The sequence below is a fragment of the Prosthecobacter sp. genome (assembly GCF_044232965.1).
GTDB lineage: Bacteria > Verrucomicrobiota > Verrucomicrobiia > Verrucomicrobiales > Verrucomicrobiaceae > Prosthecobacter.
Genome location: NZ_JBIIKX010000080.1, coordinates 1 through 24485, shown reverse-complemented (window position 1 = coordinate 24485; position 24485 = coordinate 1). Strand labels below are relative to the sequence as shown.

The window sequence follows — 24485 nt, the reverse complement described above, 5'->3', positions numbered from 1 at the left end:
ACGCCTCGCTTTGCGTGCCGACAAAACCGCCTCATCCTTTGCGGGGTTCATCACTTTCGCCGCCCTCCTGGATAGAACTCACCTCGCTTGATTTGCAAAGACACCGCCTAGTTCATATCGGCTCCATGTTCGGAGAATATGAGATCCAGGGAGTAATCGGTCGCGGAGGAATGGGAATCGTCTATCAGGCGCGGCAGACGAGCCTGAACAGGAACGTGGCCCTTAAAATGGTGCGCTTTCACCACAACGCGACTCCGACGGACCTGGCACGCTTTCAACAGGAGGCGGAAGCTTCCGCGCGTCTTGACCACCCAAACATCGTGCCGGTGTTCGAGTTCGGCGAGGTCCGCGGCCTGTGCTACTTCACCATGAAACTGGTCGAACAGGCGCGAAGCCTCGCAACCGTCCTTCAGAACGGTGCCATGGAGCCTCGGCAAGGTGCCACGCTGGTGGCAAAGATCGCCCGCGCCGTTCACTACGCTCATCAACGAGGCGTGATCCACCGCGACATCAAACCGGGCAACATTTTGCTGGATGAGGCTGGAGAGCCAAACCTGGCGGACTTCGGGCTGGCCAAACTTCTGGAAGCGGACATGAAGCTGACGATGTCCGACCGCGTGATCGGCACGCCACAATACATGTCCCCGGAGCAGGCCTCCGCAACAGGCAGCGAAGTCACGACGGCGATGGATATTTACAGCATCGGCGCGGTTCTTTATGAGATCATCACCGGCCGGCCGCCTTTCCGAGCCGATTCGATTCACGAGATGCTGCGCCAAGTCGCTGAGAGAGAACCGGTGCCTCCGCGCCATATCGTACCCGAGATTGACCGGGATCTTCAAACGATCTGCTTGAAGTGCCTCGAAAAGAATCCCCGAAAGCGCTACGCGTCCGCCAACGCCTTGGCTGATGACCTCGAAAACTGGCTTCAGTTTATGCCGATCTCCGCGCGCCCTGCCACGAAGGCAGGACGTGTCGCCAAATGGGCGCGACGCAGGCCTGGCGTTGCGGCCCTGACGAGCGGATTGACGGTCATGGGCATCATTGCGCTGACCAGTTTGATTTACGCATGGAGACAGGCGGAAAAGACCAGCAAACAAAACGCAAATCTCCTCAGACAGTCCCTGGACGGCTTCACCAGCAACTCGGCGGCCTTGCGCTCCAAAGACCGTCCCGGACACCGTTGGGAAGCACTCGATGCCGTTGCCAAGGCGTTGGACATTGCCAGGCAGCTTCACACCCCAGCCTCCTTGAACGAGGCGCTGCCAAGCCTGCAGAATGAGGCCATCGCCTGCCTAAGCCTCGCTGACATGCGTGAAGCAGAGCGCTGGCCGGTAACAGACATGGACAAGATGGACTCGGGTGAGATCAGCCCTGACTTTTCCATGCTGGCCCATGCCTACCAGGACGGGAGCGTCAGCATCATCTCGCTTCCAGACCGCAAAGAACTGGCCGCGTTCCCTGGCACAGGTGCCCCCGTGCTGGACGCGCCGCGCTTCAGCCGCGATGGGCGGCGGCTCGCTGCCGTGCGCGGCAAACGAGGAACGGATTCGGCCACACTGACCGTCTGGGAAGTTCATTCCTCCAAGGCTGTGATGCAGGTTGAAACCGCCTTGCCCGCCACCTGCGACTTCACACCAGACGGCCGCAGCATTCTGGTGGGTTTCGGAACCCAGATGCATCAAATCGAGGTGCCTAGCGGCAACATCCTGCAAAAGTTCAAGCTGGAATCAGCCCCTCACACGATTCGTTGCAGCCCGGATGGTCGGCTTGTGGCAGTAAGCCATCTGCAAGGCGGCGTCGAAATTCATGATCTGAACCAGCAAAAAAACGCCGCAGTACTCGCAGCCTGTGGCGCGACACGCTGCATCGCCTGGCATCACAGCAGGCCGGTTCTCGCCATTCCATCAGAGAACGGAAGCGTTTACCTCTGGAACGTTACTCAGGCCGAAACTGAAGCGACGTCATGGCCCGCGCATAGTGGCATCGTCAGAAACGTCGTCTGGCACCCGAATGGACGACACCTTTTTAGCGAAGGTGCGGACGGCTTTGTGACAATGTGGGACTCCCGAACGAAAAAAATCGAGATCAGTCTTCCCGCGAGATCTCTCGACCAGCTCCACGTTTCACCAGACGGACGCCGGCTGGGTCCTTTGCGCCTGGGCGATCAGGAGCAACTGCTGGAAGTGAGTGATGGCGCGGTCGTCCGTCATGGAGAAGGGCACCCCGGCAGCCTCATCAACAGCGCCTCCTGGAGCACGGACGGCAGGGTTCTGGCCACCGCTGGTGAAGACACCCTCAAGTTCTGGAATCGTGATGCGGAGCAGATCGGCAGCATCAACTCGAAGGAAAATCGTTCCGTTCTCTGGACCAAAGACTCTCTGATACTCAGCAGCAAGAGCGGCTTGATGCGCTGGCCGATCCTGAAAACCAACGATCAGACACCCACACGAATGCGTCTTGCTCCAGCGCAAAAGATCGACCCTCGCAGCGGATGGGAATGGGCGTCGATCAGCAGGGATGAGCGATGGCTGGCCGCGGCACTGCCGCCTAATGTCATGTTGTTTGACTTGTCCCTCAAAGACGCGCCGCGTGCTTTCGCAGCGCAGCCAAAGGCCGCCTTTGTCTCCATCAGTCCGGCTGGAAACTGGCTGGCCGCCGGGACTTGGCAGGGACAGGGGGTGCGCGTTTGGTCATTACCTGAAGGACGAGTGACAGACCTTACCGTCGCTGGCAGCGCCAATGTCGGCTTCAACCTTGACGGCAAGCTGCTCGTCACCGGCAATGGCCAGGAGTACGCCTTTTGGACCATCGGCACATGGAAGCAGGCACACACCGTCCGCACCAGCCTGGGCGACTTCTACGGGGCCATGGCTTTCAGTCCGCGAGGCACCGCCATCGCGATTGAATCGGAGCGCAATCGGGCGCTCATCATTCATGCCCCAACCCTGCGCGAGATGACATCCCCCGACTTTGACCGGCAGCGCCCGCTGAATTTCTCACCGCCCTATGGAGACCTTTTGGTCAACGCAGACGCCAGACAGCATTTGGTCATCTGGGATGTCGCTCTCTTGCGTCAGGAATTGAAAGCCATCGGTCTCGACTGGCCGCTACCGGAACTGCCCAAAGACCAGCTCCCGCTCATGGAGGGCGTCGACTTGGACGAGTAATCTATTCCACCATGTTATCGCGATGAGCCCCTCGCGAGAACCGTTCATCACAAGAATACCACGATGCGGAACTTTCGGCTGTTCATCCCAGAACGCATCCCCGTATGCTCTCCCCATGAAACGTCTCGGCCTGTTCTTGCTGCCCTTCGCCCTTTGCCCCTTTGTCTTCGCCCAGTCTGACGGCATCAAGACGAAGACCACCTACGCCAAAGCTTACGGAGAAACGAAAAACGCGGTGGCAGTCGATCCTGGCAAGGATCTGCCGCGTTACCCGGCGGTGGAGCCGAAGGACGCGATCTCAACCTGGCAGGTCAAAAAAGGCTTCAAGCTGCAACTCGCCGCGCATGAGCCGCAGGTGCGTGATCCAATCGCCATCTGCTTCGATGAGCGCGGGCGCATGTTTGTGTGCGAAATGCATGACTACAGCGAGATGCGCGAGGTGACGCCGCACATGGGCCGTATTTCCATGCTCCAAGACAAGGACGGCGATGGCTACTTCGAGACGAGCCAGATCTTTGCCGATGACCTGCCGTGGCCGACGGGACTGGTCTGGGCCAATGGAGGCCTGTATGTCGGCGCGACGCCGGACATCTGGCGCTTTGAAGACAAAGACGGCGATGGCAAGGCAGAGAAGCGGGAGAAGGTCTTCACGGGCTTCGGCACCGGTCTGAAAATGCTCAACGTCCAGGGTTTGATGAACAGTTTCATGTGGGGGCAGGACAATCGCATCCACATCCTCGCCGGTGGTGGTAATCGCGGCGTCGTGCGTAGGGTAGGCGTCCCGCCTGCCGCCAGTGCATCAGGCATCCTGCCTGATTCATCCAAGACGGGCAAAATGCCCGCCACACCCGGATCAGGCGGGACGCCTGATCTACAGGACGGCATCGAACTCGGTGGGAAGGACTTCTGGTTTGATCCGCTCACGCATGAATTCGGTCTCGAAGGCGGCGGAGCACAATACGGCATGAGCTTCGACAACTACGGCCGCAAGTTCGGCTGCTCGAACAGCGACCACCTTCAATACTGGGTTTACGACGACAAATATGCCAACCGCAATCCCTACTACCAGATGCCGCCTGCCAAGCAGAGCATCGCGGTCGATGGCGGCGCGGCGGAAGTCTTCCGCATCAGTCCTGACGAGCCATGGCGCATCATCCGCACGCGCTGGCGCATCGCGGGTGTGGTGAAAGGTGCGGTGGAAGGCGGAGGACGCGTCAGCGGCTACTTCACCGGAGCCACCGGCACCACGATTTATCGAGGTGATGCCTACGGTCCCGAGTTCGTGAACAACAGCTTCACCGGCGATGCGGGCGGCCAGCTCGTGCATCGCAAAATCATCAAACCTAGCGCTGACGGCATCTCATTGATTGGCGAACGCCCCGCCGACGAGCACGGCTTCGAGTTCGCCGCGTCCAAAGACACCTGGGTGCGCGTCGTGAACTTTGCCAACGCCCCTGACGGCTGCCTGCACATCTGCGACATGTATCGCGAAGTGATTGAGCATCCCTGGAGCATCCCCGACGAGATTAAGAAGCACATTGATCTGAACAACGGCAATGATCGTGGTCGCATCTACCGCATCGTGCCAGACAAGGGCGCGGAGCGCATTGGCCAGAAGGTCAATCTCGCCGATGCCAGCACCGAAGACCTCGTGAAGCTCCTCAGCCACCCCAACGGCTGGCACCGCGACACCGCGCAGCGTCTTCTCTTCGAGCGTCAGGACAAAGCGGCGGTGCCGATGCTGGAGAAAGTGCTCAGTGGCGACAACGCGCTCGCGAAGCTGCATGCCATGAACGCATTGGAGTCGTTCGGAGCTTTGCAGACCACTCATGTGGTCTCGGCTGCGAAGGACGCTGATGCGCAAGTTCGTGAGGCGGCCCTTCGCCGCGTCTCCAAGCTGGATGAGCCAACGCTGGCTGCGCTGGCAGCAGATGCTTCGCCGCGTGTGCGCTTCCAAACAGCATTGGCTGCGCCGAAGAGCGCTTCGCGTGATGCCTGGCTCGCCAAGATGGCTCGTGATGGCGCGAGCGGAAAGTGGATGAGTGCCGCAGTGCTGGGTGATGCGGGAAGCGGCTTGTTTGAGCAGCTTCGCGGTGATCTGGGCAGGCTGGAACCTTCGTTTGCCGAATCGCTCATCATGCTCGCCGCCGCCGAAGCAAAGGATGAAGCTGCTTTGATTGCCGCCGTGACCACCGAACCCGTCAAAGCGAGCTGGGTGAAGGCTCTCGGCGAAGGTTTGCGCCGCGCTGGCTCGAATCTGACCAAAGCCGACAAAGATGGCAAACTGGCCGCCATCCTCGCCAAGGCCGCCGAGAACGCCACGAATGGCCAAGCTAGCGCTTCAGTACGACTGGACGCCATTCAACTCCTCGGAGTGAGTTCAGCCAAAGAAGCTTCAGCCGCTCTGATGACCTGTTTGGGCGAAAAACAGCCGGACGCGGTTCAAACCGCCGCAATCCGCGTGCTAGCCCAAAACAGCTCAGCACCAGTTACGACGGCTTTGATAGGGAATTGGGCGCATTACGGTCCGAAAGCCAAATCAGCGGTTTTGGAGGCGCTTTTGAGTCGCGAGGACCGTGCGGTGGCCTTGCTGGAGGCGAAGGTGGTGAAAGCAGAGGAATTTTCGGCATCTCAGGTGCAGGACTTGATCAAGCACAAGTCACCGAAGGTGGCGGCTGCGGCGAAGACGGCGCTGGCCTCGGTGATTCCGCCTTCACGCGAAGAAGTCACCGCGAAGTTCAAGCCAGCTATCGCGGCCAAGGGCGACGCGCAAAAGGGACAGGTTCAATACATGACGCGTTGCGTGGCCTGTCATAAGGCCGGAGCGCTGGGACTGGCAGTGGGCCCGGATTTGATCACGGTGAAGACGAAGGGCCGCGAGGCGTTGCTGACAGCGATCTTGGAGCCGCACAAGGAGGTGGCGTCGCAGTTCATCGCCTACACAGTGAACACCAAGGACGGGCAGACGCTGGCTGGCATCATCACGAATGACACGGCCTCCAGTATGACGATTCGGATGATGGGCGGCGTCGAAAAGACGCTGCAACGCGCCGAGATCAAAGGCAGCAGCTCCAGCGGCCAGAGTTTGATGCCGGAAGGCCTCGAAACGGGCATGACCGTTGAGGACATGGCCGATTTGATCAGCTACATCGAAAGCCTGTGACCCAGGCCGCAAACTGAACCTGTTTTTCTTTGCAGCCGCCGCGCTCCGCGCTCCTGTGCCCAATCCATGAAAACCACCCCTGTTACTTTCGAAGATCTGCAATCCTCCGTCATCGCCGTGCCGCCGCTGTGCCGGAACAAGTATCTGTCCCTGGCAAAATCTCAAAACAGCCGCCTCATCAAGCACATGTACAAGGGCGGCATCCGCACGCTGCTTTACGGAGGCAACGCGAATCTCTACAACATCGCCCCCAGCGAGTATCACTCGCTGCTGAAGATGCTCGTGGACATCTCGCCGGAGGACATGTGGATCGTGCCATCCGTCGGACCGATGTATGGCACCGCGATGGATCAGGCCAAAATCCTCAGCGAGTTCGCCTTCCCCACCGCGATGCTGCTGCCGACGCTTTTCCCGTCGAAGCCCGCTGGTGTCGCCACGGCCATCCGTCACTTCGTGGAGAAGTCTGGCATCAAGGCCGTGCTCTACATCAAAGACGGCTCCTACATCACGCCTGAGCTTGCCGCTGAACTGGTCAACGACGGCCTCATCTCCTGGATCAAGTACGCCATCGTCGAGCCAGATCCGAAGAAAGACCCGTATCTCAAGAAGCTCATCAAGCTGGTGGACACCAAGCTCATCGTGAGCGGCATCGGCGAGCAGCCTTCCATCATCCATTTGCGTGACTTCGGCGTCACGGGTTTCACGGCTGGCTGCGTGTGCATCGCGCCCTCACGCTCCACCGCCTTGCTGAAAGCCATTTTGAAGAAGGACTGGGCTACTGCGGAGTCGATCCGTGAGGAATTCGTGGCCCTCGAAGACCTGCGCAACGCGCACAGCCCGATCCTCGTGCTGCATCACGCCGTCCAGTTCTCCGGCGTCGCCCAAACCGGTCCCGTGCTGCCGCTGCTGACCGAACTTCCGGCCAATCTGCTGCCCAAGATCGAAAAAGCTGCCAAGGCGCTGCTCGCCAAGAACGGCTGAGTCCAATCTTGACCTCTTGACGATTCCTTGACCTCGCCCTTGACAGCTCACGGCTCGCACCTCCGTATTCACATCATGTCCTCACGCCGCCACTTCCTCCAATCCGTCACTTCCACCGCCCTTCTCGCCGCCACGGGTGGCATCACCGCACAAGAAGCCGCCAAACCCGCTCGCAAGCTGCGCAAGGCCATCATGGGAGGCACGCTGGGCATCAAGGGCACGCTTATTGAGAAGTACCAAGCCGCCAAGGCAGCCGGGTATGAAGGCGTGGAGCCTGCCGGAGGCTTGAATCAGCAGGAAGTGCTCGATGCTCTCAGCCAGTCTGGTCTGCAAGCCGCCAGCGTGTGCTGCCACACTCATTGGAAGCAGACGCTCACTCACAACGATGAAAAAATCCGCGAGGAAGGCCTGCAAGGCGTGCTGCAAACCCTGCGCGACGCCAAAGCCTATGGCGCGGACTCCATTCTCGTCGTCCCCGGCGTTGTGAACGAGGAAGTGAACTACCAGGCTGCCTGGGAGCGCTCCATCGCCGAACTCAAGAAAGCCGTGCCGCTGGCCAAGGAACTTGGCGTGAAGATCTCCATCGAAAACGTCTGGAACAACTTCATCCTCAGCCCCATCGAGGCCGTGAAGTTCCTCGACGAGATCGGCGATCCCATCGTCGGCTGGCACTTCGACATCGGCAACGTGCTGCGCTACGGCTGGCCGGAGCATTGGATTCCCGTGCTCGGCAAGCGCATCAACCGCATCCACGTCAAAGAGTACAGCACCAAGAAGATGAAGGATGAGGGCGTGTGGAAGGGCTTCGACTGCGACCTCACCCAAGGCGACAACAACTGGCCCGCCATCATGAAAGCGCTCGACGGCATTGGCTACACCGGCTGGGCCATCAGCGAGCAGCGCGGCGGCCTCAATCCCAACGGCCTCAAGACGCTCACCGAGCGCATGGACAGCATCTTCGCGATGTGAGGATGCTGCCGTGGGCTTGCAAGTTCCAACACCTTGTGCAAAAATATCGGCATGAGCACCGTCCTGGAGATCGAACAAGCCATTGAATCCCTGCCGGGTCAGGACTTCGAGGTTTTGGCATCTTGGTTTGATGAAGCCAGGGCGCGACGTGTCGATGCCGCGTTCGAACGGGCCATTCATGCTGGCAAGTTTGATCAAATGGCCGCCAAAGCGCTGCGCGATCATCAAGCCGGGAACAGCACTCCTCTCAATGAATTCCTGTGTAGCGCCTGAGTTTTGGGAGCACTTCAACCGATTGCCATCCGCCGTGCAGGCCAGAGCCCGGAAGCAATACCAACTCTGGCAGCAGAATCATCAGCATCCCTCGCTGCATTTCAAGAAGGTGGGCAAGTTCTGGTCCGTTCGGGTCGATGATAATCATCGGGCGCTGGGCATCGAGGCAGACGGCACCATCCTCTGGTTTTTCATCGGCAAACACGATCAATACGAAAATAGAATTTAAACCCCATGCCTTCCGCCCTCGCCATCTTCGCCCATCCTGACGACATCGAGTTCGTCGCCGCTGGAACCCTGCTACTGCTCCAAGAACGCGGCTGGGATCTCCACTACATCAACCTCTGCACCGGCAACGGCGGCTCCGTACAGATGGACGGGCCCGCCACGACCCGCAAACGCCTTGAGGAGGGCAAGGAAGCCGCCCGCATTCTCGGGGCCACGTTTTATCCGCCCATCAGTGACGACCTGGAGCTGACCTACGACGTGAAATACCTGCGCCAGGTCGCCGCCGTCGTGCGCATGGCACAGCCCAGCATCGTGCTGACGCACGCGCCTGCCGATTACATGGAGGATCACATGGCTGCGTGCCGTCTGGCCGTGACCGCCGCCTTCGCGCACTGCATTCCGAACTTCCAGACCGACCCGCATCTGCCCTCCTACTCGCATGACGTGACCGTCTATCACGCCATGCCGCACGGCCTGTGCGATCCGCTGCGCCAGAAGTTCATGGCGGGTTCTTTCGTCAACACAGCCAGCGTTCACGAGCGCAAACGCGAGGCGCTCGCCGCGCACGAAAGCCAGAAACACTGGCTCGATGTCAGCCAGGGCATGGACTCCTACCTCATCAGCATGGACGAGGCCTCACGCGCCGTCGGCAGGCTCTCCGGCCAGTTTGAGTTCGCCGAAGGCTGGCGCAGGCACCTGCACCTCGGATTCAGCGCGAAGGAGATCGACCCGCTCAAGGACGCGCTCGGCGATCTCTGCCTGATCAATGAGGAATACGAAAAGGCGAGGGCAACCCCGGCTTGAACAGCGTGCGGATAGCGGCGAATCAGTGCGCCGCATGCCCGCTCCGCTCACCTACCTCCTGATCGACGGTCACAGCGTCATCCACGCTTGGCCGGAGCTGCTGCGCGAGCACCGAGCCGCCTCACGCAGGCATCTGGCGCGGATCGAACTGCTCAAACGCCTGCGCAATCTCCAGGACATGAGCGGCATGCAAGTCGTCGCGGTGTTTGATGGTGCAAAGCAGGGCACGAACGAGGAGCGGGAACCCCAGGGCCTGCAAATCATCTACGCCGACCCCGGCACCACGGCGGACACGATCATCGAGCGCCTCGTGGCCCGTTACGCCAAGGAGCGCACCATGCGCGTCGTTTCCGCCGACGGCATGGTGCGTGAAACGATTCTGTCACTTGGAGCCGAGTGGATCAGCCCTGAAATCCTCCGCAGCCTATGTGATGGGGCTGAAACCCAGATGCGCGCCCGCCTTGCCTGATTCACCAACCCGCTTTAGCCTCCTGCCATGAACCTTCGACCTTTTCTCGCATTCCTCGTGCTTGGCGCTTCCTCCGCGCTCGCTCAAGCTCCCGCCGCTCCTGCCGCCGCAGCCCCTGTCTCAGACGAGGTCAGAAAGCTGCTTCTCACCGCCCGCGACATGCGTGTGAAGCACCAATACACCGACGCGCTGGAGAAGCTGGAGGAGGCTGAAAAGCTCGCACCAAACCTGGCGGACATCTACGCCCTGCGTGGTGACATCTACCTTGCCCCCCGTCGTCGCGACTTCGATCTCGCGCTGCCGCAGTTTGAAAAAGCGGCGCAGCTTCAGCCCGACAGCCCGCTGCCAAAGTTCAATCTCGCCGAGTTTTACTTCGTGAAGCACGACTTTGACACGGCACTGAAGTCATTTTCCAAAATGATCGCCGACTACCCGAAGCTGCCAATGGTCATTCGTCATCTGGTTCATTACAAACGCATGCTCTGTGAGCTGAAGCTCGGCCACCGCCAGCAGGCGGAGCAGATCGTGGCGGACAACTTCACCTTCATGGACGACACGCCCGCCTACTATTTCAGCAAGTCCGCGATGGCCTTTGAAATGGGCGACATCGCAAAGGCCAACGAATGGGTGCAACGCGGCGTGGCCGTGTTTAAAGGCCCCGCTTGCGAGCCATACTACGATGCCTTCAAGGAACTGCGCTGGGTGCCTGACATGGACTTCAACGCTCCCAAGGAGCAGCCCAAGCAGCCGTGACGTGGCGCTTCGCAGCCGACACGGGTGGCACCTTCACCGACTGCCATGCTCTCGACCCTCAGGGCCGTGAGACGCGCTGCAAAGTCCTCTCCACCGGCCATCTGCGTGCCGTCTGGGACTCTAAACCGAGTTTTCCAACTCGGTTGTCCGGGCTCCCGCCACTGCCCAGTGGCTTCCTCATCGGCTTCCAAATCAAAGCCATCGGCGATGCATCACAACGCATCATCACAGGTGAAAATCCACTCACCTTGGATGCACCAGAGTCCTGGCAGCCCGGCACGCTCCTCGAACTCACCACCGGCGAGGAAGCACCCGTGCTAGGTGCCCGCATCCTCACGAACACGCCTCCAGGTTACGATTTTCCGCCACTGAGCCTGCGCATCGCCACCACGCGTGCCACCAACGCACTGTTGGAGCGCAAAGGAGGCCGCATCGCGCTGTTCATCACGCGTGGCTTTGGCGATCTCCTGCAAATCGGCGACCAACGCCGTAGCGATCTCTTTGCGCTCAAGCACGAGCCGCGTCCGATCTTCCACGAGATCGCCTGCGAGGTGACAGAGCGCATTAATGTCGCTGGCGAGGTGCTCGAACCACTCGATGAAGCCGCCGTCCGCGCTTCCGCGCTCGATTGCATTTCGAGAGGCATCACCACCGCCGCCATTTCGCTGCTCCACGGCCACGCCCATCCGCAGCATGAAATGCGTGTCGCTGAAATACTGCGCGGGTGCGGTTTCACCCATCTCACGCTCTCGCATCAAACCGCCGCCTTCGCCAAACTGCTGCCGCGCACGCAGAGCACGGTAGCGGACGCGTATTTGCACGCGCCCGTGCAGTCTTTCCTCAATGGCATCCGCCGCGTCTCACCGGACATGCAGGTCATGACCAGCGCCGGTGGTTTGAAGACGGCGGATGACATCCGTCCGAAGGACATGCTGCTCAGTGGTCCTGCCGGTGGAGCCATCGGCGCGGCGAACGCGACGCGGCGGCTGGGCATCACGAAAATCATCACGTTCGACATGGGCGGCACCAGCACGGACGTGGCGCGCATCGACACACGGCCTGGTTATCGTTTCTCCCAAGAAGTAGCGGGCATGAAACTGCTCGCGCCTTGCGTCGCCATCGAAACCGTCGCCGCAGGCGGTGGATCGGTCTGCCGCATGACGCATCACGGCCTCGCCGTCGGCCCGGAGAGCGCCGGATCAAATCCCGGTCCCGCCTGCTACGGCAAAGGCGGCCCTCTGACCATCACCGATGTCAATTTGCTCCTCGGCCGCTTTGATCCCGCGAAAGCACCGATTCCGCTCGATGTTAATGCCGCGCAGCAACGTTTGCGTGAACTCCACGCGCAAACCGACGGCTCATTGAATGAAACGGAACTGCTTCACGCGCTGCTGCGCCTCGCCATCGAGCACATGACCGACGCCATCCGCCGCATTTCCATCGGCGAAGGCTACGATCCGGCCAATCACGCGCTGCTGGCCTTTGGTGGTGCCGGTCCGCAGCATGCCTGCGCCGTCGCCGAAGCGCTCGGCATGCAGACGATCCTGGTTCCTGAGCATGCGGGCATCTTGAGCGCCGTCGGTTTGCAGGAAGCCGTGCCGGAAGTCATTGAGGAAACAGAAATGCGCATGCCCCTGGCGGCATTCTTGGAGTCGCAAAGCGACGACAAAGTGGTCCGCACAGTCCCCTGTGCGGCGCTCCGTCAGCTCATACAACGCCCTGCCTCCTCGGAGCCGTCCGTGTCCGATGCTCTACCGCGTGAAATGAACCAAGAGCCTTCCACGCTCCGCACAGAGGACTGTGCGGACCACTTTTCTATCGCCGAACTCCGCCTCAAAGGCCAGGACACGCCGCTGCAAGTCGAGTTCAAGAGTCCGCACGACCTTCCCGCGCTCTACCGCGCCGCCTACGAGCGCCTGTTCGGCTACCCGCCGCCTGCGAATCGTGAAATCGAGCTCGTCAGCATCCGCACCATCACGCGTGGTGAAAAACGTGAGTTTAACGAAATTCGTGCGGAAGGAAGACTCACGTCTTCCTCTACACACACCACGCTCATCCAGGACGCCTTCTCGACCATCGTCATCACACCGGGCTGGAGCGTGGAGCACGTCCCAGGCTTTGGCCACATCCTGCGCAACTCGTCCCCCGTCGCATCCCCTCCCCACGCACGCGATCTACTGCGCCATCGCTTCCACTCCATCGTGAACGACATGGGCGCGCTGCTCTGCCGCACCGCCATCTCGACCAACATCCGTGAGCGGCTCGATTTTTCCTGCGCTCTGCTAGATCCGCAAGGACGGCTGCTTTCCAGCGCCCCGCACATTCCCGTGCATCTCGGCGCGCTCGGCGTGTGCGTGCGGGAAGTTGCCAAAGCTGTCTCCATGCAGCCGGGAGACACGATCATCACGAATCATCCCGCGTTTGGCGGATCACACCTTCCAGATGTCACGCTCATCACGCCGGTGTTCGATTCAAACCGCCATCTCATCGGTTACATCGCCAATCGGGCTCACCATGCCGAGATCGGCGGCATCACTCCAGGCTCGATGCCGGCAAACGCGACTCGCTTGATCCAAGAAGGTGTCGTCATCGCCCCACGGCACCTGATTCGCGGAGGCAAATCCTGTTTCGACGAGCTCAGCGCCCTGCTGACCTTAGCACTGCATCCCACACGCAATCTGGCGGACAATCTGGCCGACCTGCATGCCCAGCTCGCGGCCAATCTGCATGGTGTGGAGCGTTTGCGCGCGCTGGCGGGTGATTCGCTGGCAGAGGCGATGCAAAGCATCCTGGACCATTCCGCCACCGTCATGCGCGGCCAGATCGACCGCCTGCCGGATTCGATTTTCGCCACGGAAAAGCTCGATGACGGCGCCCAGATCACCGTTTCGATGCGGAAGGACAGTGGAAAGCTCATCCTCGACTTCACCGGCACTTCCAGCGTGCATCCGCGCAATCTGAACGCCACTACCGCCATCGTGCGCAGCGCTGTGTTGTATGTGATGCGGCTGATGCTGCAAGAAGACCTGCCGCTCAACGAAGGCCTGCTTGATCCCGTCGAGATCATCCTTCCCACGTCTCTCCTCAATCCCATCTTCTCAGACGATCCAGCTCACTGCCCCGCCGTGGTCGGCGGCAATGTGGAGGTCAGCCAGCGGCTTGTGGACACGCTCATCAAGGCTCTGGGCCTGCAAGCATGCAGCCAGGGCACGATGAACAATTTCTTGTTCGGCGGCGGTCGTTTCGGTTACTACGAGACGATTGCGGGTGGCTCCGGCGCCGGCAATGGCCACGACGGAGCGCACGCACTGCACACGCACATGACGAACACCGCCATCACCGATCCCGAGATCATCGAACAGCGCTACCCAGTGCGTTTGCTCCAGTTTGCCATCCGCCATGGCTCCGGCGGCGCAGGCCAATGGTGCGGTGGCGATGGCGTGGTGCGAGAGTTTGAATTCGTTGAGCCACTCACGGTGAGCTTGCTCACCCAGCATCGCGTGGAAGCGCCGTTTGGCCTGCACGGCGGTCAACAAGGTCAATGCGGTCGCCAGACACTCGTGCGCAACGGCCAAACCACACAGCTAGATGGCTGCACAACCTTTGAAGCCCAAGCAGGCGACTGCGTGATCATCGAAACACCCGGCGGAGGTGGATGGGGGACACCGTCATGAAACCCATCGCGCTCATCACCGGTGGCGAAGGCGATTTGGCGAAGTCGATTTGCGCCGAACTCAAGCAGGCAGGTTTTGACATTGTGGCTCCAGGCCGTGCGGAACTGGATGTGACGGACAAGGCTTCGGTGAAGGCGTTTTTTGCCGAAATGAAGCAAATAGATCTGCTGGTGAACAACGCCGGGGCTTGTCACGACGCGTTCCTGGCCAAGATGAGCGATGAAAACTTCGATCATGTCGTCGATGTGAATTTGAAGGGAGCGTTTCTCGTGTCGCAGGCAGCGTTGAAGCTCATGTCGAAGCAGCGTGGCGGTCACATCGTGAACATCGGCTCGTACTCGGCACTGAGCGGTCCGGCAGGCCAGGCGAATTATGCGGCGGCAAAGGCGGGGCTGATCGGACTGACGCAGAGCATCGCCAAGGAGTATGGCGCGCGAAATGTGCGGGCGAACTGCGTGCTGCCAGGTTTTTTGGAGACGAAGATGACGCGGCATCTGCTAGAAGATGAAGCGTGGCGTGAGAACTTGATGCAGACGCATGCGCTGGGGCGGCTGAACACGGCGGAGGACGCGGCACGTTTCATCGTGTTTCTTCACAGCCTGGTGAATGTGAGCGGACAGGTGTTTCAGCTCGACAGCCGCGTCAGGCGCTGGGCTTGAGCGTGAACTCCGGCGGCACCGGCGCTTCCCAGCAACTTGGAAAGCCTTCGAGATTGAGTTCGAGACGTGAGGAGTGCAGCGCCTGGCGCGGCAGGAGGAGTTTCTTCTCCAAGACAGGAGTCCAGCCGGTTTCGATGAACTCCAGGTAGCAGCGGTCATCGCGACCGTAGAGTTTGTCGCCCACGATGGGAAGACCGAGGTGGTGAAGATGGACGCGGATTTGATGCATGCGGCCGGTTTCGGGCTTCGCCTCGATCAAAGCGAACGGCATGCCCTCACGCTCGAAGCGCTGAAGCGTGCGGAACGAGGTGCGGCAGGGCGCTCCTTGCGGATGGACGATTTGTTTGACCCAGATGTCAGCTTCTTGGACTTCACCGGCACGGAGAATGGGAACGTCGAGAATGTGCGCCTCCCAATCAGGCCAGCCGTGGACGAGCGCGGTGTAGGTCTTGTGAATTTTGCGTTCTTGCATCGCCATGCCGAAGAGACGGGCAAGCTCGTGAGTTTTCGCAACGAGAACGACGCCGCTGGTCTCTCGGTCGAGGCGGTTGATGATGGAGACCTGACCGCCGTTGGCGATTTCATACGAGAGGAGATCGCAAAGACGATGCCAGAGCGTGGGCGGGCCATTCGGATCACCGGGATGGATTTGCAGCGGCGCGGGCTTGTTGACGACGATGTAACCGTCCGTCTCGTCGATGACGGTGAAGGTGGCGTCGTTGCGGATGCTCACAGCATGGGAATGGCGAGTTGCCTGCCGTAGATGATGGGCTGCGGGTCGTAGAGAAAGTCTTTGTCGTCGAAGTGCCACCATTCGGACTCCAATTGGATGAAGCCCGCCTGCTTCATGGCGGCCTGGAGGATTTGGAGGTTATGTTTCACCACGGGATCGCTGCCGCGATAGCGGCGGCTGGCATTGGCAAAATCCTGGTCGAAGTAGGTGGGCATGCGCTGCTCACGCCCCTGTGCATCGACAAGCGTGAGATCAACGGCGATGCCACCGCAGTGGCGGCTCCAACCGGAGGCCTCGGGGGAGAGAAACATGCCCGTGCTGCCGGCATGCCGGTGCAGCTTCTCTTGCGCCTCCGGCGGCCGGTAGGCATCCCAAATGCGCAGCCCGTAGCCTTGGGCGCGGAGCAGTGCCTGGGCGGTTTTGAGCTTCTCGGCGGTTTCGATCCGAAGCAGGCAGGGCATGCGGGCGGGGTAGATCGGGTGTTTCAACACATTGTCTGCGGTGGCATAGCGCAAGTCGATGGCGATGTCTGGAGTCGTGGCGCGGACATCGACAAGGTCGAAGCTTTGGGCCAGTTCGATGGAATGGCTGGGAACAAGGGCGCTGCGCCGTTCCTCCGGCACGGCGCAGCCAGACAGCGCGATGCCAAGAGTGATGCAGAGGATGATGCGCCAGGAATCTGAGTTCATGTGGAGTTTTTGCTTCCGTACACACGCACGGCAGGGCAAGTTTGCAAACTCAGCCACTCCCATGACGCGTTTTCAAGTCCTCGACACCCTGCTCCAATTCCTCGCCTTCTACATTGGAGCGGGCATCGGCTCGTTTCTCAATGTGGTGATCTACCGGCTGCCGCTGGGCATTTCTGTGGACAAGCCGCGCCGCAGTTTCTGCCCGTCATGCAAGTATCAGATCCCGATGTGGCAGAACATTCCGCTGCTGAGCTGGCTGCTGCTGCGCGGGAAGTGCGCGAACTGCGGCGGCAAGATCTCGATGCGCTATTTCTGGGTCGAACTGCTGACCGGGGTGCTGTTTTACATGGTGTTTCTGAAGATCAGCGGGGAATACCCGAACCCGTGGCCCCAGATCAGTGAATGGGGACCGCATGTGCTGTGCGTGTGGGTGTTTGTGAGCCTGCTGATCGCGGGCACCTTCATCGACATCGACCATTTCATCCTGCCACACTCGATCACGATCGGCGGCGCGGTGGCGGGCGTGCTGGCTGCGTGGTGGGTGCCGGCGCTGGTGGAGCAAGAGACTCACACACGAGGCGTGCTCATTTCACTGGCGAGCGCCGCGTTGGGCCTCGGCGGACTGTGGCTGGTGGTGGAGCTGGGCAAGCTGGCCTTTGGCCGCAAGAAGTTCGTCTTTGAAAAGGAGGAAGAATGGCAGGTGACGCAGCCGGATGAGAACGAGCCGCCGGTGGTCGTCTTCGGCGAGCACAAGTTTGACTGGGCCGACCTCTTCATGCGCACGAGCGACCGCATGGTGGTTTCCTGCAACTCATTGCTGGTGAACGAGCGTTCGTTTGGACAGGTGACGGCAGAGCTGTGGATGGAAAAGATCAAGGTGCGCGATGGCACGAACCTGGAGGAGTTTCCGCTCGAAGGCGTGACCACGCTGCGGGCCAAGACCACGCAAGTCGTGATCCCACGCGAGGCCATGGGCTTCGGCGACGTGCTGTTCCTGATGATGATCGGCGCGTTCACTGGCTGGCAGGCCGTGTTGTTCACGATCCTGGCCGCGTCAGTGCTGGGCACGGTGTTTGGAGTGATCCACCGCGTCACTGGTCGGGCTGAGTGGGGAGCCAAGATCCCTTTCGGCCCCTATCTGGCGATGGGGGCGGTGCTGTGGCTGTTCTACGGCCCGTCGGTCGTCGATTGGTACATCAGCAAGACGATGTGGCGGTGAGAGTCAGCCTCTCACCTGCCCGGTCTTGAATCAATCACCGCAGATCACGCCTTGCCCCAGCGCTTGAGCAGCGTGGTGGCCATGTCAGCGGGGGAATCGGAAACGGCGATGCCGCATTCCGCGAGGATGCGCTTCTTCGCGGCGGCGGTGTCATCCGCGCCACCGATGATGGCACCCGCATGGCCCATGCGACGTCCGGGAGGAGCGGTGGCGCCGGCGATGAAGGCGGCGATGGGCTTTTTGCAGTTGTCCTTGGCCCAGAGACCTGCCTCGACCTCGGCATTGCCGCCGATTTCGCCGATCATGATGATGGCTTCCGTTTCCGGGTCGTCGTTGAACATCTTCAACACGTCGAGGTGATTGGTGCCGTTCACTGGGTCACCACCGATGCCGACGCAGGTGCTCTGGCCGTAACCACGCGTGGTGAGCTGCCAGACGGCCTCATAGGTGAGCGTGCCGGAGCGGCTGACAACACCGACGTTGCCACGCTTGTGAATGTAACCCGGAGCGATGCCGATGCGGCAGCCGCCCTGGGATTTTTCGCCGTGTCCAGGAGTGACAAGACCTGGGCAGTTCGGGCCGATGAGGCGGGTTTTGCTGCCTTTCATGACCGCTTTGACGCGGATCATGTCATTGACCGGAATGCCTTCGGTGATGGCGACCACGAGGTCGAGACCAGCATCGACGCCTTCGAGAATGGCATCCGCAGCGAAGGGCGGCGGGACGAAAATGACGCTCACCGTGGCCCCCGTTTCACGCGCAGCCTCGGCGACGGTGTCAAACACCGGCACCTTCTTGCCGCTGTGCTCGAAAACCTGACCGCCCTTGCCTGGAGTGACACCGGCGACGAGCTGGGTGCCGTAGTCGATGGAAGCCTTCGCGTGGCGGGAACCGAAATCACCGGTGATGCCTTGGACGAGAATGCGGGTGTCAGTTTCAACGAGAATGGCCATCGGAGTGATTCAGTGGGTGTTTAAGGGGAGGAAAAGCCGCGCATCATAGAAGCCCGACCCGCCACGTCAAGGAAGCGGCGGAACATTCTCAAAAAGCCGCCACAACTTCGGCAAAAACACGATCAACCCGACGACAAATGCCACCGTGGCGGCCAGCAGCACCCCCGCCGCCGCAGCGTCCTTCACACGACGAATCGGCTCCTCCCGCTCCCGACTGACGCGGTCCGCCAGCACCTCGATGGCGGTATTCAGCAGTTCCGCGACCCACACCAGTCCGGTCGCGAGGGCCACGGAGCACCACTCCCATGGCGCGATCTTCAGCCCGAATCCGAACATCAGGACCGCAAACGTCGCAACGGCATGCACCTGGAGATTGCGCTGAGTTTTCAGCGCCCAGCCAAGGCCTGTGAGTGCAGGCCCGAAACTGAGAATGACCGAGGTGATCCAGCGAAACATGGTGTGACCTTACTGGCTGCCGATGGGTTTTTCCACCGGCGGCGGTGCCTCGGCAGGAGCCACTTTCTGCATGATCGCCTTGAACTGCGTCAGCCAGCTCACCGCATCCGCATGATTGGGATTGCCCTGAATGATCTTGAGCATGTCAGCGAGGGCGTTGATCGCATTGATGTTGCTGGCAAGCAGATGGTTGTTTTTCTCCCATAGTAGCCGGGGCTGGGCCTCCTTGTAAAAAAGAGCAAACTCCGTCTCGCTCAGACTGGCTTTATGCAGCGCCATCTCGGCATTGATGCGCGCATCCCACTGGGCGGAAAGCTCGGTTGGTTTTTCAGACACATAATAAGGGAAAATGACCGAGCTGTAGATGCCGCCGATGTTCAATGGTGAGTACTCCCACTCACGTCGCGTGAGGTGGTCATCCAGCAAGTAAGCCTTGCCGAATTCAGTCCCCTTCACCGACTGGCGCAGCATCGCTGCCAGTGGCGAGGCACCGCCCTGACCATTGCCGCCACCTTTGCGTCCCTGCCCCCCGCCTTTGGTGTCCGCGTCTTTTTGCTCCACCGCGCCTGAGGCGGTGTGCTTCATCGTGGCATGCACCTCCGTGATGGCCTTCGCCATGAATGCCTGCAACGCGGACACCAGCGTTCCCATGTCCTTCTGCTCTTTGACATTTTGAGCCTGAATGGTCAGCACGAGGTATTCGAGCTGGAGCAGCAGTCCTTTGGAGAAATTCTCGTCCTTAAACCGCGCTTCATTGCGCTCCCGCCACTCCATGAAGTCCGTCTGCTTGAGATCCTTGCGGTCGAAATTCTCCAGCTTGTAGCATTCCAGATAAAGAGAGACCGCATCGCTCTCGCTGCCCATCGCGGAGCGGAATTTCGTCAGCGCGGCGCTCAGGATGCCTCCACGGCCCTGACCAATCTCGGCCTCCACTTTCTCCAGCTCCTTCAAAATATGACCCACCTGCGCCGGAGTGAGACTGACCTCTGGAACTGTCAGTTCATCCGCCGTGGCTGGCGGCCGTGGACGCGGGCGTGGCTCTTCTTGGGCGGCGGCGCTGCCGGCCAGCAAGGCAAGAAGCAAAGACAGGATGGATTGGGGCTTCATGGTCGTGGAGAAAATTAAACACGCTAAAACGAAAACAGGCGCAAAAAATGTCCGTGTGGTGAACGAATTCACCCTTCAACGTGCCTGGGCAGCTGAAACTTGGACTTGGCTGAAAACCGAGCACCCGCTATGCGTTTCCTACCCCTATGATTCGCCACCTCATCCTCCTCTTCGCCCTTTCCTTGTCATCTGTGTGCGCGTTCGCTGCTGACAAACCGGTCACCTACGTCGCCGAAATGAGCGGCATGGTCTGCGCAGGCTGCAAGGACCACGTCACCGCGTCCCTCACCAAGCTGGAGGGCGTCTCCAAGGTCGAGATCGTCGCTGGAGATAAGCCGGGCACGCAAAAAGTCACCGTCACGTCCACCGCCCCTGCTCTCACCAAGGAACAGGCGGTCTCCGCGCTGGGTGCCTCCGCAAACACTTACGTCGTGCATGGCTGGAAGAAATCCGAGTGAGGGTAAAATCAGCTTGCCTGAGGGGCGGACCACGCCACACTCCGCGCTCGCTTCCCAACCCGTGGAATCGAAACAATGGACAGGTGTCAGAGTGGTCTATCGAGCACGCCTGGAAAGCGTGTGTACCTTAATCGGTACCGAGGGTTCGAATCCCTCCCTGTCCGCCACCCTCAGAATCAGTGATTTACGAAAAGACAGAGGCTAAAGTGGCAACACCAGTGGCAACATGGAAAGCCAAGTCAGTCACGTTAAAAGAGGTTCAGTGAAGGTTCGTGTGTGTGGCAAAACGATGCCACACGAAATTCGGAAAACGGTTCTTCGTGCAGCGGTTCCCCACAACACATGACGGTAACGCACCTCCATGTATTGTTGCCCGTTTTCATTCTTCATCACTCAATGCACCAGGCAGCGAGTTTGCAATGTTGGTGGCGGATTCGATGATCAAAATGAACAAAAGCCCATAGCAAGAGTCTTTCGAGACGAGTTGCTCCACTTCTTGCACAAGTTCGTGCATTTCCTGATTGGATTCACACAACCACCGAACGACGCGGCCCATTTTCTCGGAGAGTTTTTCTTCCGAAACTCCCGCTCGGGTCTGTTCATCGAGTTCAAAGAGCTCGGTGATGACATCATGCTTGGTGCCAATTAGCGAGTCGCACACGGCTTCGACTTTCGCCCGGAGTTCGTTAGGGACTTCGATGGTAGGCAGCTCACGTTGGATATAACTGGCATTGCTCATCATCTGCATGGCGAAACTTTGTGCAGAGCTGGCGAAGATTTGGAGTTTGGGGTTTGTTGTCATCGGCTGGTTCAGTTCAGTTCCGAGCTGGCAAACTTTTCAGCACTGAGCGTCTGCTCGCCGTCCCAGCGATAGGCCACGAGGGGACCATCAAGACCGCCGCTGAAGTCCAGGCAGACGATGTTGGGTGCCAGCGGGGCTTTGGGTGCATCTGCGGGAAGCCAATAATGTCCGAAGAACACGGGTGGCTCCTGTGGCCCGTAGTTGGGCAGGCGGTGAAGCATCCATGAATCGACTTTCATCGAATCGGCCATGCTGCCGGGTGGCATGACGAGGTCGCTGATGGTGAGTCCGTCGCGGATGTCCCACCAGCGCGCTCGAATGGTGTTGCGGTAGGTGCCTTCCTTGTCGCGGAAAAGGTTGCCCTCTGTGGCTGGGATTTCCGGGCCTTTGAGCACGTTTTCGATAGCCCGGTGCTCTGGCGTCATCTTGGTGACGCTGGCGTGTAAAAAGGCCTGATCTGTGAGGCTGCGGTCCATCAGGCGCTTGATCCGCTTGAAGTCCCAGCAGGCGTGGACACAACGCAGATTCCCGAGATCGAGAAACATGGGAAGATGTTTCATCCATTCCAGCCAGTCGGCCCACTCGGTTTCACGTCCATCAAAGTCTCGCAACGTGGCAATGATCTGGCGGCAATTCTTTTCGCTGTGCTCCCGCAGCCAGCCGCCTCGACCGTCCGGCGTGTGGTAGCAGACGACGTTGTATTCGTGGTTTCCCATGATGGCTAGGGCGTCGTTGGCATCGACCATGGATCGCACGGTAAGGAGCACTTCGCGCACCTTGGGGCCGCGGTCGATGTAGTCGCCGAGGAAGATGACCTTCCGGCCTTCGGGATGGCGGAAGCCCTTCCCTCGTGGTTGATAGCCCAGCATGTGCAGCAGGGCGGTGAGTTTGTCGTGGTGTCCGTGGATGTCGCCGATCAGGTCGTAGTGTTGGTTGTTCATTGCATGGCCATCTTCGGTCTAAATATCCCGCTCGACCATGCAGTAAAGTATTGTATTACTAACTGTAGAGTAAGTAATGAACAAAGATCTCTTTTCCCGCTCAGGCCTGTCGCTGGACCGGCTGCGCAGCTTCCTGGAGGTGGCGGAGGCGGGATCGATTGCCAAGTCGGCTCCTGACAGTCTGTCACGTCAGGCGCAGGTGAGCCGTCAGATCGGCGAACTGGAAACCTACTTTGAAACCGAGCTGACGGTTCGTCGTGGCAAGACCATCGCGCTGTCGCCCGCCGGCGAACGCCTGGCCGTTTTGGTGCGGCAGCAGTTCGACGACCTCCAAGGCTTCATCAACGAGCAGCGCAAGCTGCCCAGGACCTTCCGCATCGGTGGCGGTGCGAGCATGCTGGAGTGGATGGTGATCCCGGCCGCTGGCGGAATTCGAAAGGTGTTGGGAAATGCCGCGCTGAATCTGAAGTCGATGCGCAGCCGTGAGCTGGTGGAGGCGGTGCGTGACGGAGCGGTGGACTTTGCGGTGGTTCGGGAAGACGCGCTGAGCGAGGAGCAGCGTGCCAAGACCAGCCTGCCCGTGGCGAGGCTGAGTTTTCACCTGTGTGTCGCGCGTTCGCTTTTGGGTACCCGCCCGAGGAGCTGGCTGGCGCAGTCCGAGCAATGGACGGCGCTGCCATGGGCGGCGATGGCGGGTGGAGGTCAGCTCGATCAGGAGGTGCGCCAGGCGGTGGAGGCAGCCTGCGGGCGGTTCGTTCCGGCGGTGGAGTGCACCTCATTGCTGCAGGTGCGTGAACTCGTGGCATTCGGGGCCTGCGCAGGGGTGCTGCCTTCGATTGGCATGAAACGGCTGGCGGAGGAGCAGGTGCTCAGTCGTGAATTCGAACCCTTGATGAATTATGGCCGGCCGCTGGTGCTGCATTGGAACGACCGGCAGATGCGCCGGCGGGGAATCGAAAAGCCGGTGCTTGAGAAACTGGCCAGTCATCTCGCCCATCCCGCGCGGAAAGTGACGTGATGGCCGCATTTTTGCACTGTCCCCCAGCCAATGTCCGACCCGGTGCGGCAAGCTGAGCTCACCATGAAACGCCCGCTTCGTGACTTCATTCAATCCACCACCACCTTGCTCGATCACCTGCTGTCCTCATTGACGCAAGAGGAGCAGCACGAACTTCTCGATGCCCTGGCCGCTGAGGTCGAAGAGCGTCTCGAAGTCCTGGTGGAAATGGAGCAATCATGAACCGAACCGAGGTCGATGAATTGACGACCTTGGCGGAGACGCCGGCCTCCTCGGTTCGCCAGCTCAAGCTCTTCCATCTGGAGAACCCGCTCCCGGTGCCTTTGTAGAGAACGTCTTGGGTTAAAAGAGATTCTCTCTGACGCCTTTTATCAGGTGTCTGTGCAGCACGGCCAGATGGCTGTCGGACGGTGTCTCCCCGTAAGGTGTCACCGAGGAGCCGGTGATGAGCAAGAAATGCTCTTTGAGCAGTTGCTTTCCCGACATGTAGGGGAGCGATGCGATTTTCCTGATTAAGGCGCACCTCCGTAGCTTGCAGTCCCTCAGTGATTCTCCCGGTAGCTGCGCTGGATGGGTCGTGGAGGGCGCGGTCGAGGTCATAGTCGATACAAATATCGCTCAAGAAAGGCGCTTTTGTAATGGTGCGGTCTACCTCAATGGCGGCGAGCAGTTCGAGGCCTTCGCTGAAGGATTCCAGAGTGCCGGTGAGGCCGCCATGGGCTGATTGCAGAGCGGCGGCAGGTCCGTATGACTTGCATCATGTCCACCCACGTCCTCCGACTCCTCTCCGCCAGTTTCGTCCTTCTCGCTGCCCATGCGAAGGCTCAGGAAACTCCCGCCTCTCCCGATGGCGTGACCATCGGTCACGGTCCGGCCCGCTATCGCGTGGACATGAAATGGGCCAAGGCCGATCCCTCGGTCGCTCCGGTGATCAATTCGCATGCGCTGGCTGAGGGGCGCGACGGG

General features: G+C 60.1%; 22 protein-coding genes, 1 tRNA gene and 1 pseudogene. 16 read left to right on the top strand and 8 right to left on the bottom strand.

The features are described from left to right. Positions 1–125 precede the first annotated feature (125 nt). The 5 genes from ACILSI_RS23035 (at position 126) to ACILSI_RS23015 (ending at position 8556) form a co-directional block, all read left to right on the top strand. Positions 126–3170: a protein kinase domain-containing protein gene (locus tag ACILSI_RS23035; RefSeq protein WP_395724269.1), complete on the top strand. Its 3045-nt coding sequence runs from the start codon at positions 126–128 to the stop codon at positions 3168–3170. A gap of 115 nt (positions 3171–3285) precedes the next feature. Then, positions 3286–6333 carry a PVC-type heme-binding CxxCH protein gene (locus ACILSI_RS23030; protein ID WP_395724268.1) on the top strand — a complete coding sequence of 1016 codons (3048 nt, stop codon included), beginning with the start codon at positions 3286–3288 and terminating at the stop codon, positions 6331–6333. A gap of 66 nt (positions 6334–6399) precedes the next feature. Then, positions 6400–7314 carry a dihydrodipicolinate synthase family protein gene (locus ACILSI_RS23025; RefSeq protein WP_395724267.1) on the top strand — a complete coding sequence of 305 codons (915 nt, stop codon included), beginning with the start codon at positions 6400–6402 and terminating at the stop codon, positions 7312–7314. A 75-nt stretch (positions 7315–7389) separates the two neighbouring features. Continuing rightward, positions 7390–8283 (top strand): sugar phosphate isomerase/epimerase family protein, encoded by an 894-nt coding sequence (locus tag ACILSI_RS23020; RefSeq protein ID WP_395724266.1) that lies wholly within the window; start codon positions 7390–7392, stop codon positions 8281–8283. A 51-nt stretch (positions 8284–8334) separates the two neighbouring features. Further along, the gene (locus ACILSI_RS23015) at positions 8335–8556 is read left to right on the top strand and encodes a hypothetical protein (protein ID WP_395724265.1); all 222 of its coding nucleotides are present in this window, start codon (positions 8335–8337) and stop codon (positions 8554–8556) included. On the opposite strand, the gene ACILSI_RS23010 is transcribed toward ACILSI_RS23015, so the two are convergent. After that, the gene (locus ACILSI_RS23010; protein WP_395724264.1) at positions 8531–8761 is read right to left on the bottom strand and encodes a hypothetical protein; all 231 of its coding nucleotides are present in this window, start codon (positions 8759–8761) and stop codon (positions 8531–8533) included. The two genes, ACILSI_RS23015 and ACILSI_RS23010, sit on opposite strands and share 26 nt — an antisense overlap. Before the next feature lie 29 nt (positions 8762–8790). On the opposite strand from ACILSI_RS23010, the gene ACILSI_RS23005 reads away from it, so the two are divergent. Genes ACILSI_RS23005 through ACILSI_RS22985 form a run of 5 tightly spaced genes read left to right on the top strand, consistent with a single transcriptional unit; the run spans position 8791 to position 15143 of the window. Further along, on the top strand, positions 8791–9588 hold the full coding sequence (locus ACILSI_RS23005; RefSeq protein WP_395724263.1) for a PIG-L deacetylase family protein: 798 nt from the start codon (positions 8791–8793) through the stop codon (positions 9586–9588). A 34-nt stretch (positions 9589–9622) separates the two neighbouring features. Next, positions 9623–10057, top strand: a complete 435-nt coding sequence (locus ACILSI_RS23000; RefSeq protein WP_395724262.1) for an NYN domain-containing protein — start codon at positions 9623–9625, stop codon at positions 10055–10057. Between the two features lie 27 nt (positions 10058–10084). Continuing rightward, positions 10085–10810, top strand: coding sequence for a tetratricopeptide repeat protein (locus tag ACILSI_RS22995; RefSeq protein ID WP_395724261.1), 726 nt, complete (start codon positions 10085–10087; stop codon positions 10808–10810). Then, positions 10807–14484 carry a hydantoinase B/oxoprolinase family protein gene (locus ACILSI_RS22990; RefSeq protein WP_395724260.1) on the top strand — a complete coding sequence of 1226 codons (3678 nt, stop codon included), beginning with the start codon at positions 10807–10809 and terminating at the stop codon, positions 14482–14484. Before ACILSI_RS22995 ends, ACILSI_RS22990 begins: the two co-directional genes overlap by 4 nt. After that, positions 14481–15143 (top strand): SDR family oxidoreductase, encoded by a 663-nt coding sequence (locus ACILSI_RS22985; protein ID WP_395724259.1) that lies wholly within the window; start codon positions 14481–14483, stop codon positions 15141–15143. The genes ACILSI_RS22990 and ACILSI_RS22985 overlap by 4 nt, the downstream gene beginning before the upstream one ends. Here the strand turns inward: ACILSI_RS22985 and ACILSI_RS22980 are convergent. Both ACILSI_RS22980 and ACILSI_RS22975 read right to left on the bottom strand, forming a co-directional pair. Next, the gene (locus ACILSI_RS22980) at positions 15127–15876 is read right to left on the bottom strand and encodes an RluA family pseudouridine synthase (RefSeq protein WP_395724258.1); all 750 of its coding nucleotides are present in this window, start codon (positions 15874–15876) and stop codon (positions 15127–15129) included. The genes ACILSI_RS22985 and ACILSI_RS22980 overlap by 17 nt on opposite strands. After that, on the bottom strand, positions 15873–16565 hold the full coding sequence (locus ACILSI_RS22975) for a M15 family metallopeptidase (RefSeq protein WP_395724257.1): 693 nt from the start codon (positions 16563–16565) through the stop codon (positions 15873–15875). Before ACILSI_RS22975 ends, ACILSI_RS22980 begins: the two co-directional genes overlap by 4 nt. Positions 16566–16626: 61 nt before the next feature. Here ACILSI_RS22975 and ACILSI_RS22970 point away from each other — a divergent pair, with 61 nt between their 5' ends. Continuing rightward, positions 16627–17784, top strand: a complete 1158-nt coding sequence (locus ACILSI_RS22970; RefSeq protein ID WP_395724256.1) for a prepilin peptidase — start codon at positions 16627–16629, stop codon at positions 17782–17784. Between the two features lie 44 nt (positions 17785–17828). Here ACILSI_RS22970 and sucD read toward each other — a convergent pair whose 3' ends face one another. From sucD to ACILSI_RS22955, 3 genes are all read right to left on the bottom strand, one after another. After that, positions 17829–18737: a succinate--CoA ligase subunit alpha gene (gene sucD, locus ACILSI_RS22965; protein ID WP_395724255.1), complete on the bottom strand. Its 909-nt coding sequence runs from the start codon at positions 18735–18737 to the stop codon at positions 17829–17831. A 66-nt stretch (positions 18738–18803) separates the two neighbouring features. Continuing rightward, on the bottom strand, positions 18804–19193 hold the full coding sequence (locus ACILSI_RS22960; protein WP_395724254.1) for a diacylglycerol kinase family protein: 390 nt from the start codon (positions 19191–19193) through the stop codon (positions 18804–18806). Positions 19194–19202: 9 nt separating this feature from the next. Continuing rightward, positions 19203–20300, bottom strand: a complete 1098-nt coding sequence (locus tag ACILSI_RS22955; protein WP_395724253.1) for a hypothetical protein — start codon at positions 20298–20300, stop codon at positions 19203–19205. Positions 20301–20446: 146 nt separating this feature from the next. On the opposite strand from ACILSI_RS22955, the gene ACILSI_RS22950 reads away from it, so the two are divergent. Together ACILSI_RS22950 and ACILSI_RS22945 are read left to right on the top strand one after the other, a co-directional pair. Then, entirely contained in the window at positions 20447–20758 is a 312-nt protein-coding gene (locus tag ACILSI_RS22950; RefSeq protein WP_395724252.1) for a heavy-metal-associated domain-containing protein, read from the top strand. A 77-nt stretch (positions 20759–20835) separates the two neighbouring features. Continuing rightward, positions 20836–20925, top strand: a tRNA-Ser gene (locus ACILSI_RS22945). A 212-nt stretch (positions 20926–21137) separates the two neighbouring features. On the opposite strand, the gene ACILSI_RS22940 is transcribed toward ACILSI_RS22945, so the two are convergent. Together ACILSI_RS22940 and ACILSI_RS22935 are read right to left on the bottom strand one after the other, a co-directional pair. Next, positions 21138–21560, bottom strand: a complete 423-nt coding sequence (locus ACILSI_RS22940; RefSeq protein ID WP_395724251.1) for a hypothetical protein — start codon at positions 21558–21560, stop codon at positions 21138–21140. A gap of 8 nt (positions 21561–21568) precedes the next feature. Next, positions 21569–22501, bottom strand: a complete 933-nt coding sequence (locus tag ACILSI_RS22935) for a metallophosphoesterase (protein ID WP_395724250.1) — start codon at positions 22499–22501, stop codon at positions 21569–21571. Between the two features lie 76 nt (positions 22502–22577). Here ACILSI_RS22935 and ACILSI_RS22930 point away from each other — a divergent pair, with 76 nt between their 5' ends. The 3 genes and pseudogenes from ACILSI_RS22930 to ACILSI_RS22920 all read left to right on the top strand — a co-directional run. Then, positions 22578–23519, top strand: a complete 942-nt coding sequence (locus ACILSI_RS22930) for a LysR family transcriptional regulator (RefSeq protein WP_395724249.1) — start codon at positions 22578–22580, stop codon at positions 23517–23519. Positions 23520–23582: 63 nt separating this feature from the next. Next, positions 23583–23741, top strand: a complete 159-nt coding sequence (locus tag ACILSI_RS22925) for a hypothetical protein (protein WP_395724248.1) — start codon at positions 23583–23585, stop codon at positions 23739–23741. Positions 23742–24278: 537 nt separating this feature from the next. Then, positions 24279–24485 (top strand): annotated as a pseudogene (locus ACILSI_RS22920) (hypothetical protein); the annotation flags it as partial.

Bases quoted from the DNA above. Each gene is read 5' to 3' on its own strand.
- ACILSI_RS22925 (WP_395724248.1), top strand. From the start codon at position 23,583: ATGAAACGCCCGCTTCGTGACTTCATTCAATCCACCACCACCTTGCTC.
- ACILSI_RS22975 (WP_395724257.1), bottom strand. From the start codon at position 16,565: ATGAACTCAGATTCCTGGCGCATCATCCTCTGCATCACTCTTGGCATC.
- ACILSI_RS22960 (WP_395724254.1), bottom strand. From the start codon at position 19,193: ATGTTTCGCTGGATCACCTCGGTCATTCTCAGTTTCGGGCCTGCACTC.
- ACILSI_RS22955 (WP_395724253.1), bottom strand. From the start codon at position 20,300: ATGAAGCCCCAATCCATCCTGTCTTTGCTTCTTGCCTTGCTGGCCGGC.
- ACILSI_RS23030 (WP_395724268.1), top strand. From the start codon at position 3,286: ATGAAACGTCTCGGCCTGTTCTTGCTGCCCTTCGCCCTTTGCCCCTTT.
- ACILSI_RS22930 (WP_395724249.1), top strand. From the start codon at position 22,578: ATGAACAAAGATCTCTTTTCCCGCTCAGGCCTGTCGCTGGACCGGCTG.
- ACILSI_RS23005 (WP_395724263.1), top strand. From the start codon at position 8,791: ATGCCTTCCGCCCTCGCCATCTTCGCCCATCCTGACGACATCGAGTTC.
- ACILSI_RS23015 (WP_395724265.1), top strand. From the start codon at position 8,335: ATGAGCACCGTCCTGGAGATCGAACAAGCCATTGAATCCCTGCCGGGT.
- ACILSI_RS22940 (WP_395724251.1), bottom strand. From the start codon at position 21,560: ATGACAACAAACCCCAAACTCCAAATCTTCGCCAGCTCTGCACAAAGT.
- ACILSI_RS23035 (WP_395724269.1), top strand. From the start codon at position 126: ATGTTCGGAGAATATGAGATCCAGGGAGTAATCGGTCGCGGAGGAATG.
- ACILSI_RS22970 (WP_395724256.1), top strand. From the start codon at position 16,627: ATGACGCGTTTTCAAGTCCTCGACACCCTGCTCCAATTCCTCGCCTTC.
- ACILSI_RS22985 (WP_395724259.1), top strand. From the start codon at position 14,481: ATGAAACCCATCGCGCTCATCACCGGTGGCGAAGGCGATTTGGCGAAG.
- ACILSI_RS23025 (WP_395724267.1), top strand. From the start codon at position 6,400: ATGAAAACCACCCCTGTTACTTTCGAAGATCTGCAATCCTCCGTCATC.
- sucD (WP_395724255.1), bottom strand. From the start codon at position 18,737: ATGGCCATTCTCGTTGAAACTGACACCCGCATTCTCGTCCAAGGCATC.
- ACILSI_RS23000 (WP_395724262.1), top strand. From the start codon at position 9,623: ATGCCCGCTCCGCTCACCTACCTCCTGATCGACGGTCACAGCGTCATC.
- ACILSI_RS22995 (WP_395724261.1), top strand. From the start codon at position 10,085: ATGAACCTTCGACCTTTTCTCGCATTCCTCGTGCTTGGCGCTTCCTCC.
- ACILSI_RS22935 (WP_395724250.1), bottom strand. From the start codon at position 22,501: ATGAACAACCAACACTACGACCTGATCGGCGACATCCACGGACACCAC.
- ACILSI_RS23020 (WP_395724266.1), top strand. From the start codon at position 7,390: ATGTCCTCACGCCGCCACTTCCTCCAATCCGTCACTTCCACCGCCCTT.
- ACILSI_RS22950 (WP_395724252.1), top strand. From the start codon at position 20,447: ATGATTCGCCACCTCATCCTCCTCTTCGCCCTTTCCTTGTCATCTGTG.